General features: G+C 68.5%; 14 protein-coding genes. 4 read left to right on the top strand and 10 right to left on the bottom strand.

All coding sequences use genetic code 11. The annotated features are described in order from the left end of the window. Positions 1-531: 531 nt before the first annotated feature. Positions 532-1806 (bottom strand): tyrosine--tRNA ligase, encoded by a 1275-nt coding sequence (tyrS, locus tag ACWGE0_RS37570; RefSeq protein WP_452265633.1) that lies wholly within the window; start codon positions 1804-1806, stop codon positions 532-534. 66 nt (positions 1807-1872) lie between these two features. Here tyrS and ACWGE0_RS37565 point away from each other — a divergent pair, with 66 nt between their 5' ends. Both ACWGE0_RS37565 and ACWGE0_RS37560 read left to right on the top strand, forming a co-directional pair. Next, entirely contained in the window at positions 1873-2322 is a 450-nt protein-coding gene (locus tag ACWGE0_RS37565; protein ID WP_452265632.1) for a hypothetical protein, read from the top strand. Between the two features lie 10 nt (positions 2323-2332). After that, positions 2333-3373: a toll/interleukin-1 receptor domain-containing protein gene (locus ACWGE0_RS37560; RefSeq protein ID WP_452265631.1), complete on the top strand. Its 1041-nt coding sequence runs from the start codon at positions 2333-2335 to the stop codon at positions 3371-3373. Here the strand turns inward: ACWGE0_RS37560 and ACWGE0_RS37555 are convergent. The 9 genes from ACWGE0_RS37555 to argC are packed head-to-tail and all read right to left on the bottom strand — an operon-like array spanning position 3365 to position 11267. Further along, positions 3365-3967 (bottom strand): DNA-3-methyladenine glycosylase, encoded by a 603-nt coding sequence (locus ACWGE0_RS37555; protein WP_452265630.1) that lies wholly within the window; start codon positions 3965-3967, stop codon positions 3365-3367. The genes ACWGE0_RS37560 and ACWGE0_RS37555 overlap by 9 nt on opposite strands. Then, entirely contained in the window at positions 3957-5348 is a 1392-nt protein-coding gene (gene argH / locus ACWGE0_RS37550; RefSeq protein WP_452265629.1) for an argininosuccinate lyase, read from the bottom strand. Before argH ends, ACWGE0_RS37555 begins: the two co-directional genes overlap by 11 nt. Before the next feature lie 28 nt (positions 5349-5376). After that, complete coding sequence (locus tag ACWGE0_RS37545; RefSeq protein WP_084401610.1) at positions 5377-5643, bottom strand: hypothetical protein; 267 nt, start codon at positions 5641-5643, stop codon at positions 5377-5379. Beyond that, positions 5636-6121: an arginine repressor gene (locus ACWGE0_RS37540; protein WP_452265628.1), complete on the bottom strand. Its 486-nt coding sequence runs from the start codon at positions 6119-6121 to the stop codon at positions 5636-5638. The genes ACWGE0_RS37545 and ACWGE0_RS37540 overlap by 8 nt, the downstream gene beginning before the upstream one ends. After that, positions 6118-7050 carry an ornithine carbamoyltransferase gene (argF, locus tag ACWGE0_RS37535; RefSeq protein WP_452265627.1) on the bottom strand — a complete coding sequence of 311 codons (933 nt, stop codon included), beginning with the start codon at positions 7048-7050 and terminating at the stop codon, positions 6118-6120. Before argF ends, ACWGE0_RS37540 begins: the two co-directional genes overlap by 4 nt. Further along, entirely contained in the window at positions 7047-8195 is a 1149-nt protein-coding gene (locus ACWGE0_RS37530; RefSeq protein WP_452265636.1) for an acetylornithine transaminase, read from the bottom strand. The genes argF and ACWGE0_RS37530 overlap by 4 nt, the downstream gene beginning before the upstream one ends. A 20-nt stretch (positions 8196-8215) precedes the next feature. Next, on the bottom strand, positions 8216-9088 hold the full coding sequence (gene argB, locus ACWGE0_RS37525) for an acetylglutamate kinase (RefSeq protein ID WP_452265626.1): 873 nt from the start codon (positions 9086-9088) through the stop codon (positions 8216-8218). Continuing rightward, positions 9085-10257: a bifunctional glutamate N-acetyltransferase/amino-acid acetyltransferase ArgJ gene (gene argJ / locus ACWGE0_RS37520; protein ID WP_452265625.1), complete on the bottom strand. Its 1173-nt coding sequence runs from the start codon at positions 10255-10257 to the stop codon at positions 9085-9087. Before argJ ends, argB begins: the two co-directional genes overlap by 4 nt. After that, positions 10254-11267 (bottom strand): N-acetyl-gamma-glutamyl-phosphate reductase, encoded by a 1014-nt coding sequence (gene argC, locus ACWGE0_RS37515; RefSeq protein ID WP_452265624.1) that lies wholly within the window; start codon positions 11265-11267, stop codon positions 10254-10256. Before argC ends, argJ begins: the two co-directional genes overlap by 4 nt. A 115-nt stretch (positions 11268-11382) precedes the next feature. Between argC and ACWGE0_RS37510 the strand changes: the two genes are divergently transcribed. Together ACWGE0_RS37510 and ACWGE0_RS37505 are read left to right on the top strand one after the other, a co-directional pair. Next, positions 11383-12873 (top strand): sensor histidine kinase, encoded by a 1491-nt coding sequence (locus ACWGE0_RS37510; RefSeq protein WP_452265623.1) that lies wholly within the window; start codon positions 11383-11385, stop codon positions 12871-12873. Continuing rightward, positions 12870-14351 carry a histidine kinase gene (locus tag ACWGE0_RS37505; RefSeq protein ID WP_452265622.1) on the top strand — a complete coding sequence of 494 codons (1482 nt, stop codon included), beginning with the start codon at positions 12870-12872 and terminating at the stop codon, positions 14349-14351. Before ACWGE0_RS37510 ends, ACWGE0_RS37505 begins: the two co-directional genes overlap by 4 nt. The last annotated feature ends 8 nt before the right edge of the window (positions 14352-14359 follow it).

Here is a 14359-nt window from a genome sequence, read left to right as displayed (position 1 = left end):
GTCTTGCTCTCAAAGGAACTACCTCGACGAGGAGGTAATTCATATATTACTGGCTGTGTTATCGGCACGCTGTTGAGTTCTCAAAGAACACGCGCTCATCATCACGACCCGCCGCAAGGCGACCCGATCCGAGGCTGTGTCGTACATAAGCTTGTTGTTTGAAACTTCGACGCCCTTGGCCTCTGAGCTCAGACGAGCTACCGGCTGGGTCTTCATCGTTTCGAGGTCACCCACTCTACCACAGTCCGTGGAAGCTTGGTTCGTGACCCCCGCCGCACTCCGTTCCGGTGTTCCCGGCCCGTTCCGCGCTGGCAGAGAGAAAGTTACACGCACGCCAACTCAGGGTCAAATCGGGGGCAACCCAGCCACCTGCGATTAAGAAATCGCAGGTCAGCAGCCCCGTACAGGACCCACGGACAAGCTATCGCAGCGCCATAGCCGTGCACACTGTGGCCGCCGTCACACCCAGAAAGCGCGAAAGCCGCCGATCCGCAGTGGGATCGACGGCCTTCGAGGCACCGAACGTGCAGGTCAGAGCTCTACCTGGACGCTCGCGTTGTTGCGCTTGCCGCGCCGGAGCACCAGCCACTTGCCGTGCAGCAGGTCAGCCGCAGCCGGCTTCCACTCCTCGTCGGTCACCTTCGCGTTGTTCACGTAGGCCCCGCCCTCGTTCACCGTCCGCCGTGCGGCGCCCCGGCTCTCGGCCAGGCCCGACGCGATCAGCAGGTCGACGATCGTGGGCTCGTCCGCCAGCCGCACCTGCCCCTTGGGTGCCTCGGCCAGCGCCGCCTCCAACACGGAGGCGTCGAGGTCACGCAGCTCCCCGCGGCCGAACAGCGCTGACGACGCCAGGATGACCTGCTGCGTCGCGCGCTCCCCGTGCACCAGGTCGGTGAACTCCTGCGCGAGCCGCTTCTGCGCGGAACGCAGGTGCGGCTTCTCTGCGGTCTCCTTCTCCAGCTCGTCCAGTTCCTCACGCGTGAGGAACGTGAACAGGCGCAGGTAGCGCAGGACGTCGGCGTCACCGACGTTCACGAAGTACTGGTACCAGGCGTACGGCGACGTCAGCTCCGGGTCGAGCCACACGTTGCCGCCACCGGTGGACTTGCCGAACTTCCTGCCCTCGGCGTCCGTGACCAGCGGCGCGGTCAGCGCGTGCACGTGCTTGCCCTCGACGCGGCGGATCAGGTCCACCCCGCCGACGATGTTGCCCCACTGGTCCGAGCCGCCGATCTGCAGCGAGGTGCCGTACTTGCGGTGCAGCTCCAGGTAGTCGTTCGACTGCAGCAGCAGGTAGCTGAACTCGGTGTACGACATGCCGTCGCCCTCGAGGCGGCGCTTCACCGTCTCCCGCGACAGCATGACGTTGATCGAGAAGTGCTTGCCGACGTCGCGCAGGAACTCCAGCGCGCTGATCTGGCCGGTCCAGTTCAGGTTGTTCTCGACGACCGCGCCCGTGGGCGACGAGTCGAAGTCGACGAACCGCTCCAGCTGGCCGCGGATCCGGTCGGCCCACTCGGCGACGGTGTCCAGCGAGTTCAGCGTGCGCTCACCGGTGTCGCGCGGGTCGCCGATCATGCCCGTGGCACCGCCGGCCAGCACGATCGGCCGGTGCCCCGCCATCTGGAAGCGCTTGAGCATCAGCAGCGGGACCAGGTTGCCGGCGTGCAGCGACGGCGCCGTCGGGTCAAAACCGCAATAGAGCGTGAGCGGGCCGGCGTCCAGGTCCTTCCGGAGTGCGTCGAGGTCGGTGGACGTCGCGATCAGGCCGCGCCAGTACAGTTCGTCAAGGATGTGCTCGCTCACGAACTCATTGTCGCTTACCAGGTCGAACAGGTTTCGACCTGGTACCGCGACGGGTACGTCGTCACCATGACGGACCCACGTGATGCGGAGCTGCGCCGGCCCACCGAGCACATGCCGCGCGTGAACGAGCGCGTGAACGAGCCGGTCGCGGAGGAGCGTGTCGTCGAACGCGACGATTACAGCAAGGTGCGGACGGTGCGGACCGTCTGCGCGGTCATCGACATCGTGTGCTGGACGTTCGCCATCGTGCTGTTGGTGCACATCTTCCTGGTGGTCGCGGGTGCGAACGCCGGCAACGGGTTCTTCCAGTTCGTCGCCGGCTGGGCGAGCGGGATCACCCTGGGCTTGGACGGTCTCTTCACGCCGGACAACCAGTCCGTGGCGGTCCTGTTCAACGAGGGCCTGGCCGCGGCGCTGTGGTTGATCATCGGCGCGTTGCTGACCAACCTCATCACGCGCCTGGCACTGCCGGTCGACTACCGGCGCGCCTGGTACCGGAGGACTGTCAGGCCGTAAGAATGGCCGGGTGGCCGAGTACGAGTTCGATGTCGCCCTGTCATGCGCCGAGGAGGACCGGGAGCAGGCGCTTTCGGTCCTCCAACGCTTGAAGAACCTCGACGTCGAGGTCTTCTACGACAAGGAACGCGAGGGCGAGTGGTGGGGGCTCGACCTCGTCGAGTACTTCTCAGAGGCGTACACCCGACGCGCGAGGTACGTGCTCGTCTTCACCTCGCAGCACTACGTCGACAAGTGGGCACGGCTGCAACGTCGCATCACGCTCGCACGCGCGTTGGAGCAGCACACCGAGTACTTGCTGCCGATCCGCATTGACGACACCGAGGTACCGGGCATTCCCACGACCATCGGTTACCTGGACCTCCGCGTGCACACGCCAGACGTGATCGCGAACGCCGTCGTGCAAAAGCTGGCACAGCACCGTGCGGACTTCACGGCCACTACGCCGATCACGCCCCAGTCGGTGGCCGCGCTCGTGCGGGAGAAGCCACGCGGCTGGGAGTACCTGCTCTACGTAACCGTTGTGTCGCAAGGACTTGGCGAGCTGGAGTCGAAGTACTGGGAACACTTCCTCCGGTACGCGCCGCGCAACGGGGCCGTCGAGCACGGCAACGGCATCATGCTGATCCGGGACCGCAACGTGCTGCTGAGCGAGATCATCAAGGTCGCGGTCGACACGGTCTTCACCGCGGGCACCCAGGAGGCCGCGTTCGGCGAGCCGGGGGTGCCGGGCGATCCCGACCGGATCGTGCATCTCGGCGAGCTGTTCGTGCGGACGTTCGACGAGATCCTGGAGTGGGCGCGGGGGATCCACGGGACCAGCTACGCGCTGGACCCCGCACGGGTCGCGGCCCGGATTCAGGCGCAGTTCGCCGATCAGCAGCTACGCGCGATGCACGCGGTGGCACAGGATCTGCGCATGGTGGCGGACACGCTGGTCGAACGGCTGACCGCCGGCGAGCAGATCAACATGACGGTGCCGCTGGTGTTCGAGGTGGATCCGGAGCTGGAGCGGAAGTTCAAGACGGCGTTAGACAAGCTCTCACGCTGAGGTGCGGCGCTTGCCGCCTCTCTTGTAGGTCGACACGGCCGGAGAGTCGATCCAGAACCGCCACGGCACGTCCATCGCAACGGCGACACCCACGCGCGGGCCGGAACGAACGGCCGTAGCGGGCTCCCCTGCGTACAACCGCACGGGCGAGTCAACAGACGTCAGGTCGACGCCGTTCTGGGTGCGATCCAACCCGAGGACCTTGCACAGCCGTGCGGGTCCCTTGGCCAGTTCGGCGGCAGAACGCGAGGCCGGACGTCGAGAGAAGGCGATGTCCTCACCGGACACGACCTCGCCAGCTCGCAACAAAACCGCGCCGGGAACGCCGTCGGTCAACGAGACCACGTTGGCGCAGAAGTGCATGCCGTAGACGAAGTAGACGTACAGGAAGCCGGCCGGGCCGAACATCACCTCGTTGCGCGGGGTCATGCCGCGGTAGCAGTGCGACGCCGGGTCGTCGCCGCCCCGGTACGCCTCCACCTCGACGATGCGCAGCCGCACGTCGCCCGCTTCCAGGAAAGAACCGAGGAGGAGCTGGGCCGCGTCGACGGGGTCGACGGCCAGCTCCTCCCTGGTCAGCAGCCTAGAACTCACGTGCGGAGGCAGCCTTCGCCACGAGTGCGTCGAGCTGTTCGCGGACGCGTTCGGGGGCGGTGCCGCCGTGGGCGTTGCGCGAGGCGATGGAGCCCTCGACGGTCAGCACCGAACGTACCTCGGGGGTCAGGGCGGGAGAGATCGCGGCGAACTCGTCGTCGGTCAGGTCTTCCAGGCCTACGCCGCGGGACTCGGCGGCGCGGACGCAGGACCCGGCGGCCTCGTGCGCCACGCGGAACGGAACTCCTTGGCGCACAAGCCATTCCGCGATGTCCGTGGCCAGCGTGAAGCCGGCCGGGGCCAGCGACGCCATGCGTTCGACGTCGAAGCGGAGAGTCGCGACCATGCCGGCGAAGGCGGGCAGCAGGACTTCGAGCTGCTCGACCGAGTCGAACAGCGGTTCCTTGTCCTCCTGCAGGTCGCGGTTGTAGGCCAGCGGCTGGGCCTTCAGCGTCGCGAGCAGGCCGGCGAGGTTGCCGATCAGGCGACCGGACTTGCCGCGCGCGAGCTCCGCGACGTCCGGGTTCTTCTTCTGCGGCATGATCGAGCTGCCGGTGGACCACGCGTCGTCCAGCACCGCGAAGCGGAACTCGGCGGTGGTCCAGATGATGACCTCTTCCGCGATGCGCGAGAGGTTCACGCCGATCATCGCCAGCACGAACGCGATCTCGGCGGCGAAGTCGCGGGACGCCGTGCCGTCGATGGAGTTCTCGACCGGCGCGTAGAAGCCCAGGTCAGCGGCCACCTTCGCGGGGTCGAGGCCGAGCGAGGAACCCGCCAGCGCGCCCGAGCCGTACGGGGAGAACGCGGCGCGCTTGTCCCAGTCGTGCAGGCGGTCGACGTCACGCAGCAGCGCGTGCGCGTGTGCCAGCAGGTGGTGGGACAGCAGCACGGGCTGTGCGGACTGCAGGTGCGTGCGGCCTGGCATGACCGCACCGAAGTTCGACTCGGACTGCGCGGCCAGCGCGTCCACGACGTCCAGCACACCGGCGGCGACGCGGCGGGCGCCGTCACGCAGCCACATGCGGAACAGCGTGGCCACCTGGTCGTTGCGGGAACGGCCGGCGCGCAGCTTGCCGCCCAGGTCGGGGCCCGCGCGGTCGATCAGGCCACGCTCCAGCGCCGTGTGGACGTCCTCGTCCTCGAGCACCGGGGTGAAGGCACCCGACTCGACGTCGGCGAGCAGCTCGTCCAACGCCTTCTGCATGCCGGCGAGCTCGTCGTCAGTGAGCAGGCCCGCCGCGTGCAGCACACGGGCGTGCGCGCGCGAGCCGGCGATGTCGTACGGCGCCAGCCGCCAGTCGAAGTGCGTCGACAGCGACAGACGCGCCATCGCCTCGGCCGGTCCCGACTCGAACCGGCCACCCCACAAAGAACTCATCGAAGCGCAACTTTCATTCGGCTGACTTTCAACTGGCGAAGTCGTAGAGCGATTCTTCCGAACGGGCGACGAGCCCGACCACGCGCCCCTCGTACAGCGCGACGTCGACCTCGCCGGAACCCGACGGCAAAGCCATCCGCGCGACCCGCACCGCGACCGATCCCAGACTGGACCTCACGACACCGGCACGGAAGTTGAGCTCGCGGACGGCCTCGGCGACGGAGACGGTCTCGCCGTCCACCGCCACCGGCACACCCGCGTCGAACGTCAAAACGGCGTGCACGGGCTCATTCATCGACGGAACCCGAGGCCAGCGCGGTGATCCGATCGGCGAGCTCGGAGCCGGTCATCGGCTCGCGGGCCACGACCAGGATCGTGTCGTCACCCGCGATCGTGCCGACGACCTCGTGCAACGCCGCGCGGTCCAACGCGGAGGCGAGGAACTGCGCCGCACCCGGCGGAGTCCGCAGCACCGCGAGGTTGCCCGAGAAGTCGGTCGACACCAGCAGTTCGCCGAGAACACGCACGAGCCGAGTGGTGCCGCCCTGGACGCCACGCACCGGGCTGCCGTCCTCCGGGATCACGTAGACCGGCGCACCGCCGTCAGGTCCGCGCAGCTTGACCGCGCCCAGCTCGTCGAGGTCGCGCGACAACGTGGCCTGGGTGACGTCGATGCCTTCCGCCGCAAGCAGTTTCGCGAGTTCGGACTGGCTGCGGACGGCGCGCTGGGCCACCATCTCGACGATGCGGCCCTGACGGGCGGTGCGGGTCATGACGACTGCTCCAGCAACCACACGAGCAACGCTTTCTGCGCGTGCAGGCGATTTTCGGCTTCCTGCCACACGAGCGACTGCGGGCCGTCGAGCACCTCGTCGGTGATCTCCCAGCCGCGGTGCGCCGGCAGGCAGTGCAGCACGGTCGAGTCGGGCTTTCCGGTCGCGGCCAGCAGATCGGCGTTGACCTGGTACGGCCGGAACGGGCCGACGCGGTCCTTGCCGTCGTTCTCCTGGCCCATCGACGTCCACGTGTCGGTGACCAGCACGTCCGCCCCGTCGACCGACGCCTGCGGGTCGTTGATCAGCGCGACCGAACCACCGGTCTCCGCGGCGCGCTTCTTGGCGTCCTCGAGGAACTGCGGGTTCGGCACGAACGAAGCCGGTGCACCGATGCGAACGTGCATACCGGCCGTGGCGCCACCCAGCAGCAGCGAGTGCGCCATGTTGTTGGCGCCATCACCCAGGTACGTCAACGTCAGACCGGCCAGCTTGCCGTAACGGCGACGGATCGTCTGCAGGTCCGCGAGCACCTGGCACGGGTGGAACTCGTCGGTCAGCGCGTTCACCACGGGGATCCGTGAGACTGACGCCATCGCGTCGATGCGCGCCTGGGCGAACGTCCGCCACACCACGGCGTCGACGTACCCGGACAGGATCCGCGAGGTGTCCTCGATGGTCTCCTCACGGCCCAGCTGCATCGAACGGCCGTCGATGATCACCGGGTTACCACCGAGCTGCGCGATGCCGACCTCGAACGACAACCGGGTGCGCGTCGAGTTCTTCTCGAAGATCACCGCGACTGACTTGGGGCCCGCCAACGGCTTCGCGGTGAACCGGTCCGCCTTGTACACGTCCGCGAGGTCGAGAACGGCCGCCTGCTCGTCGGTCGAGAGGCTGTCGTCGCGGAGAAAGTGCCGAGGGCTCACGCCTGCTCCTTCCCAAAATCCGTGTCGAAGAACGTCGGGAGCGCGGCGACGAAGGCCTGCGCGTCGGATTCTTCCAGCACCAGGGGCGGAGCCAGTCGCAGCACGTCGGGCTGGATCGGGTTGATCAGGTAACCGGCCTTCTGCGCGGCCGCCGCGGCCTTCGCCGAGACCGCCTCGCGCAGCGTGATGCCGAGCAGCAGACCGGCTCCCCGCACTCCGGAGATCGCCGGGTGGTGCAACGCCTCCACCCCGGCCACGATCTCCTTGCCCACGGACGAGGCGTGCTCCAGCAGGCCTTCCGAGGCGATCGTGTCGAGCACCGCGAGTCCGGCGGCGCAGCACACCGGGTTGCCGCCGTAGGTGGTGCCGTGGTGGCCGGGCTTGAACAGCTCCGCCGCCGCGCCGAAGCCGATCGTGGCGCCCAGCGGCAGGCCGCCGCCGATGCCCTTGGCCAGCGTCATGACGTCCGGCACGATCCCGGCCTGCTGGAAGGCGAACCACGTGCCGAGCCTGCCGACACCGGTCTGCACCTCGTCGAGGATGAACAGCGCGCCGTGCTCGGAGGTGATCCGGCGGACCTCCTGCAGGTAGCCGGCGGGCGGCACCATGACGCCCTGCTCGCCCTGGATCGGTTCGACGATGAACGCCGCCGTGTCGTCGTCGATCGCGGCCTCGAGCGCTGCCACGTCACCGAACGGGACGTGCGAGACGCCGGGCACGAGCGGTTCGAACGGCGCGCGCTTCGGCTCCTGCCCGGTGAGCGTCAGCGCGCCCATCGTGCGGCCGTGGAACCCGCCGATCGTAGAGACGATCTTGGTGCGGCCGGTGAGGCGCGCCATCTTCAGCGCGGCCTCGTTGGCCTCGGCGCCGGAGTTGCAGAAGAAGACCTTGCCCGGCTCTCCCGCCAGGTCCAGCAGGCGTTCGGCGAGCTTCAGCGCGGGCTCGTTGACGTACAGGTTGCCGGTGTGGCCGAGCTTCGCGATCTGGGTGGACACCGCCTCGACGATCGCCGGGTGGGCGTGGCCGAGAGCATTGACGGCGAGGCCGGTCAGCAGGTCGACGTAACGGTTTCCGTCCGCGTCCCAGACATGCGCGCCCTCGCCGCGTTCAAGCGTGAGCGAAGGTGTGCCGTAATTGTCCATCATGGACTGTTGCCAACGCGTGGTCACTTGTTGTCCCCCAAGACCATCGTTCCGACACCTTCAGTGGTGAAGACTTCGAGCAACACGCTGTGGGCCAGCCGGCCGTCGATCACGTGCGCCTGCGGAACCCCGCCGCGCACCGCGCGCAGGCAGGCCTCCATCTTCGGCACCATGCCGCTTTCCAGGTCCGGCAGGATCTTCTCCAGCTCTGCGGCGCGGATCTGGTTCAGCAGCGACGACTTGTCCGGCCAGTTCGCGTAGAGGCCCTCGACGTCGGTCAGCACGACGAGCTTCTCCGCGCCGAGAGCGACCGCGAGAGCGCCGGCGGCCGTGTCCGCGTTCACGTTGTGCGGCACGCCGTGGATGTCCGGCGCGACCGACGACACGACCGGGATACGGCCCGCACGAACGATGTCGAGCACCGCGTCCGGGTTGACCTCGGTGATGTCACCGACGAGGCCGATGTCGACCTCTTCGCCATCCACGATCGCACCACGTCGCGTGGCCGTGAACAGGTGTGCGTCCTCGCCGGAAATGCCTACGGCGTAAGGACCGTGCTGGTTGATCAGGCCGACGAGCTCACGCCCGACCTGGCCGACCAGGACCATCCGCACGACGTCCATGGCTTCCGGGGTCGTGACGCGCAGGCCACCGCGGAACTCGCTGTGGATGCCGAGCTTGTCCAGCATCGACTTGATCTGCGGTCCGCCGCCGTGCACGACGACCGGGCGCAGGCCGCACAGCCGCAGGAACACCATGTCCTCGGCGAACGCCTTCTTCAGTTCGTCGTCGACCATGGCGTTGCCGCCGTACTTGACGACCACGAGCGCGCCGCGGAAACGCTCCAGCCACGGCAGCGCTTCGACGAGGACTGCCGCTTTTTCTTGTGCGTTCATGAGGAGTAAGCGCTGTTCTCTTCGACGTAGTCGTGGGACAGGTCCGTGGTGAGCACGGTGGCTTCGGCGTCACCGACGTTGAGGTCGATGACGATCTCGATGTCGCGGCCGGACAGGTCGGCTTCGCTGCGGTCGCGGTCGCGGGTTCCGTTGCGGTAGAGCGACACTCCGTTGATCAGGATCTGCAGCACGTCCGGGTCGATCTCGGCGTCCGCGCGGCCGAGCGCCATCGCGATGCGGCCCCAGTTCGGGTCGCTGCCGAACAACGCGGTCTTGACCAGGTTGTCCTCGGCGACGGTCCGTCCGATGTGGACGGCCTCGGCCTCGGTGGCGGCCTGCTTGACGGTGATGCTGATTTCCTTCGTCACACCTTCGGCGTCGCCCTGCAGTTGCTTGACCAGGTCGGCGGAGACCTCGGTCAGCAACGCGGTGAAGTCCTCGAACGAAGGCTCGACACCCGAAGCACCGGAAGCCAGCACCAGCACGGTGTCGTTGGTGGACGTGCCACCGTCGACGTCGAGCCGGTCGAACGTACGACCCGTGGCCAGGCGCAGTGCCTTGTCCAGCTGGTCGCCGGAGATCTTGGCGTCGGTGGTGATGACCGACAGCATCGTGGCCATGTTCGGGGCGAGCATGCCCGCGCCCTTCACGAACCCGCCGACCGACCAGCCCTGTTCGGAGGCCTTCCACGACTGCTTGGGGCGGCTGTCCGTGGTCATGACACCGGTGGCGGCGTTGAGCCCGGCCTCCACCGAGGAGTCCAGCGCCTTCACGACGTTCTCCACGCCGGTCAGCACCTTGTCCATCGGCAGGCGCTCGCCGATCAGGCCGGTCGAGCAGACCGCGACGTCGACAGCGCCCGTGCCGAGCACCTCCGCGACCTTCTCCGCGGTGGCGTGGGTGTCCTGGAAGCCTTCGGGACCGGTGCACGCGTTGGCGCCGCCGGAGTTGAGCACGACCGCGGTGAGTCGTCGGGACTGGATCACCTGTTGCGACCACAACACCGGCGCGGCCTTCACCTTGTTCGTGGTGAACACACCGGCGGCGGAATCGGAAGGCCCGTCGTTCACGACGAGCGTGAAGTCGAGAGCGCCGGATTCCTTGATTCCGGCGGCGATCCCGGCGGCACGGAAGCCCTGAGGTCCGGTCACGCCCTTGTTGCGGTTCACGGAGCGACTCCAACGGTCGAGAGGCCGGTCGTTTCCGGCAGTCCGAGAGCGAGGTTCATGCACTGGACAGCGGCACCCGCGGTGCCCTTGGCCAGATTGTCGACGGCGGCCACGACCACGAGCCTGCCCAGGTCCTCGTCGACGGTGACTTGCATCTGGACGGCGTTCGACCCGAGAACGGCGTTCGTCGTCGGCCAGAATCCTTCGGGCAGCAGGTGCACGAACGGCTCGTTCGCGTACGCCTTCTCGTAGGCCTCGCGAACGTTTGCGCCGTCTCGCAGCGTGGCCGTGCAGGTCGCGAGAATGCCGCGCGACATCGGCGCGAGCACGGGCGTGAAGCTGACCTTGATCGGACGGCCGGCCGCCGCTGAGAGGTTCTGGGTGATCTCGGGCGTGTGCCGGTGCGCGCCACCGACGCCGTACGCGCTGGCCGAGCCCATGACCTCGGACCCGAGCAGGTTCGGCTTCAGCGACTTGCCCGCACCGCTTGTGCCCGACACGGCGACGATGACGACCTCGTCCTCGATGAGGTCCACGGCCGGTGCGAGTGCCAACGAGGACACCGTCGGGTAGCAGCCAGGAACGGCCACGCGGCGCGCTCCCACGAGCCTGTCCCGCTGGCTGGGAAGTTCCGGCAGTCCGTACGGCCAGGTACCCGCGTGCTCACCGCCGTACCACCGCGTCCAGTCGTCGGCGCTGGTCAGCCGGTGGTCGGCACCGCAGTCGATCACCACGGTGTCGTCGCCGAGTTGCCCGGCCAGCTCGGCTGAGTGACCGTGGGGAAGTGCGAGGAACACCACGTCGTGCCCCTTGAGGGTCTCGACTGTGGTGTCTTGGAGCCGGCGGTCCGCGAGCGGCAGGAGGTGCGGCTGGTGCTTGAGCAGCAAGTCGCCGGCGCTGCTGTGGGCCGTCAGGGCGCCGATCTCGATGTCCGGATGAGCCAGTAGCAGGCGGAGCAGCTCGCCACCCGCGTACCCGCTGGCGCCCGCGACCGCGATCCTCACTGTCATGCGCATGATTATGCACGGTCGTGCAAACTCACTCAACTGACTATGGCCACCCGGCCACCCGATCGGGGCCACCTGGCGCTGGGTCGGTCCGGGCGGGTCGACCATGATGATCAGCGTGAAAGTGAGTCTGCGCGACGGGCTGTGGGCGGCAGGCGCCTTCCTGTTGGGGCTGGTGACGCTGCTGGCACCGCTCGGCAGGCCCATCGAGCCGGTGCTGATCGTGGCCTCCGCCGCGTGGGCGGCCGCGCTCGTGCCGATCAGCGCGCGCTGGCCGCGGTGGGCGATTTTGCTCACCACTCCCCTGAACGCGGTGAACAACCTGCTCGCGATCGCCCCGACCTCGCTCGTGATCTTCCGGTCGGCCCGGTCCGTTCGTTCGCCGTGGCAGCTGTGGGCGTTGGTGAGCGCCACGGTCGTGCTCCAGGCCGGCTTCGGCGCGCTGCACTCGTGGCGCGCGGGCGACGGCATGACCGAATACCTGCTCGGTACGGCGTTCACGGTCGTGTTCCTGCTGGTGTTCCCGGCCGTGTCCGGTGCACTTGTCGGGCGGCGCAAGCCGTTGACGCAGGTGCTGATGGAGCGCAACGACTACTTGGAACACGCACGGCTGTTGACCGCGAACACCGCGAGGTCCGCCACTCGCGCGCACATCGCGAGCGAGATGCACGACATGCTCAGCCACCGGCTCCGGCAGCTGACCGTGCACGCGGGCGCGTTGGAGCGGTCCGCCGCCGAACAAGCCCCTGAGCTGCGCGAACAGGTTGAGCTGATCCGCAAGACGTCCGCCGTCGCGATGGAGGAGCTGCACGAGATCCTCGGCGTGCTCGGGACATCAGCCGATGCGGACGAGGACGCGGGCACACGCGCGGACGTCGAACGGCTCGTGGCGGCGTCTACTGCTGCGGGCGTGTCCGTCTATCTCGGCTGGTCCGGCGCCGACCTGGCCGATGCCGACGCACGGTTGCGGAGGGCTGTGCATCGGGTCGTGCGTGAGGCACTCACGAATGTGCACAAACATGCGCCGTCAGCACGAACGCGCGTCTCGGTGTCGGTGACCGACCGGGTCGTCGTCGAGGTGGTCAACGGTGCCAGCGCGGAGCCCCGAGGTGGCGGCACGCGCCGTGGGCTGATCGGGCTGGAGGAACGCGTCGAGCTGATCGGCGGGTCGTTCGCCGCCGGACCGCACGCCGGCGGGTTCCGGGTGGCCGCCGACCTGCCGTTGCACCCGGTGGTGCAGGAGGAAACGGGTGCGGCGGGTGCCGTCGCGGAGGCACCACCGCCGATCACCGCCGAGATCCTGACCACGCCGCGCGTCGTCGGCAGCGGCTGCCTCGCGACGCTCTCGGTGATCCCGGCGCTCGGCACGGCGTTCGTCCTGCTCGTCGTGGCGGTCTTCAGCCGCGCCGAGATGACCAGGCAGGAGTACGACGCGTTCCAGGTGTCGGTCGCGCACGAGGAAGACGTCACCGAGAAGCACGGTTTCGGCGTGCCGTCGAAGAACACCGGGTGCTTCCGCTACCACGTGCGCGACTCGGCCGACCGCGACTTCGAGCTGTGCTTCGACCGCAGGAGCGTGCTGGTCGCGAAGAAGGAGCTGGCCCGATGAGGTTCGTCTGGCCGGTGCTCGCGTTCCTGGTCGGCCTGGTGCCGCTGATCGCTCCGCTGGCCCCGGTTCCCCACTCGTTGCTGACCGTCGCGACGGCGCTGTGGATCGCCGGGCTCGTCTGGCTCGCGCCGCGCAAACCGGAGTGGGCGCTGCTGCTCACCGGACCGCTCTTCGCGGTCAACAACCTCTGGGCGCAGGCCACCACGGCGTTCGTCATCTTCGCCGCGTGCCGGCGCGTTCCCCGGCTGGGCCGGCTGTGGGCACTGCTGGGCGCGACGATGCTGCTGCAGAGCGCGTTCAGCCTGGTGCAGGTCAGCTACCAGATCCTGCCGTGGGACGAGGCGCTGCTGGGCGCGCTGGTCGGTTCGGTGTTCTTCGTGCTCTTCCCCGCCGTGTCCGGGATGCTGCTCGGCCGCCGCCGGCCGATGGTCCGGTTGCTGCAGGAGCGCAACGAGTACCTGGAGCGCGCACGGGCGTTGACCGCCGCGTCCGCACGTTCCGAGGAGCGCGCACACATCGCGGGCGAGATGCACGACATGCTCGGCCACCGGCTCAGCCTGATCTCCATCCACGCCGGGGCGTTGGAGCTCGCGACCGCTTCCCGCGCGCCGCAGCTGCACGAACAGGCCGAGCTGATCCGCACCACGTCGTCGCTCGCGATGGCCGAGCTGCGCGAGATCCTCGGCGTGCTGCGGACTAACCCCGAGCCCGAGACGCTGGACGAGGACACCGGCACCAGATCCGACATCGCCGCGCTGGTCGCGAGTTCGCTGAACGCGGGGATCTCCGTCTCGCTCGACTGGTCCGGCGACGACCTGCACGGCGCCGACCCCCGCACCCGCCGCGCCGTGCACCGGGTGGTCCGCGAGGCGCTGACCAACGTGCACAAGCACGCGGCGTCCGCTCGCACACGGGTGCAGGTCGCGGTGCAGGGTGGCCGCGCGCGCATCCAGGTCGTCAACGGACCGGCCTCCGCGGTGCCGGGCAAGGGCACCCGGCGTGGCCTGATCGGCCTGGAGGAACGGGTCGGCCTGCTCGGCGGCTCGTTCAGCGCGGGTCCACCGGCCGAGGGCGGCTTCCGGGTGGCGGCGGACGTGCCGTTGCACCCCGCCGCGCAGTCCGACCAGGCCGTCACCGAGGTCGCCGAAGTACCGCCACCGCTCGCGGCCGAGGTGCTGACCGTGCCGCGCGTCCTGGGCGGCGGGTGCCTCGGCCTGTTGGCGTTGCTGCCGATCGCCGGTGCGCTGATCGTGTTGTTGCTGTTCGCGTTGCTCAACCCGACGCAGATGAACGCGCCGTACTTCGACTCGTTGAAGGTCGGCGTCACGCCCGAGGAAGAGGTCCTCGACCAGTTCGGCGTCGGGCAGCTCGGGGTGGACGGGTGCTCGCGGTTCCAGACCTCGCACAACACGGAGCTGCACTACAAGCTGTGCTTCCGTGACGGCAAGCTCCACTCGAAGACGCAGGAGAAGCCGTAGTGTGCGGG

The organism is Lentzea sp. NPDC054927 (assembly GCF_053610285.1).
The sequence above is the reverse complement of the archived record's forward strand: the minus strand, read 5'-3'. Positions and strand labels throughout refer to the sequence as shown.

What these genes read in the sequence shown, in the direction of transcription:
- ACWGE0_RS37505 (WP_452265622.1), top strand. Translation starts at nt 12,870, where the DNA reads ATGAGGTTCGTCTGGCCGGTGCTCGCGTTCCTGGTCGGCCTGGTGCCG.
- ACWGE0_RS37545 (WP_084401610.1), bottom strand. Translation starts at nt 5,643, where the DNA reads ATGAATGAGCCCGTGCACGCCGTTTTGACGTTCGACGCGGGTGTGCCG.
- ACWGE0_RS37565 (WP_452265632.1), top strand. Translation starts at nt 1,873, where the DNA reads ATGACGGACCCACGTGATGCGGAGCTGCGCCGGCCCACCGAGCACATG.
- argB (WP_452265626.1), bottom strand. Translation starts at nt 9,088, where the DNA reads ATGAACGCACAAGAAAAAGCGGCAGTCCTCGTCGAAGCGCTGCCGTGG.
- argC (WP_452265624.1), bottom strand. Translation starts at nt 11,267, where the DNA reads ATGACAGTGAGGATCGCGGTCGCGGGCGCCAGCGGGTACGCGGGTGGC.
- ACWGE0_RS37540 (WP_452265628.1), bottom strand. Translation starts at nt 6,121, where the DNA reads ATGACCCGCACCGCCCGTCAGGGCCGCATCGTCGAGATGGTGGCCCAG.
- argH (WP_452265629.1), bottom strand. Translation starts at nt 5,348, where the DNA reads ATGAGTTCTTTGTGGGGTGGCCGGTTCGAGTCGGGACCGGCCGAGGCG.
- ACWGE0_RS37530 (WP_452265636.1), bottom strand. Translation starts at nt 8,195, where the DNA reads ATGATGGACAATTACGGCACACCTTCGCTCACGCTTGAACGCGGCGAG.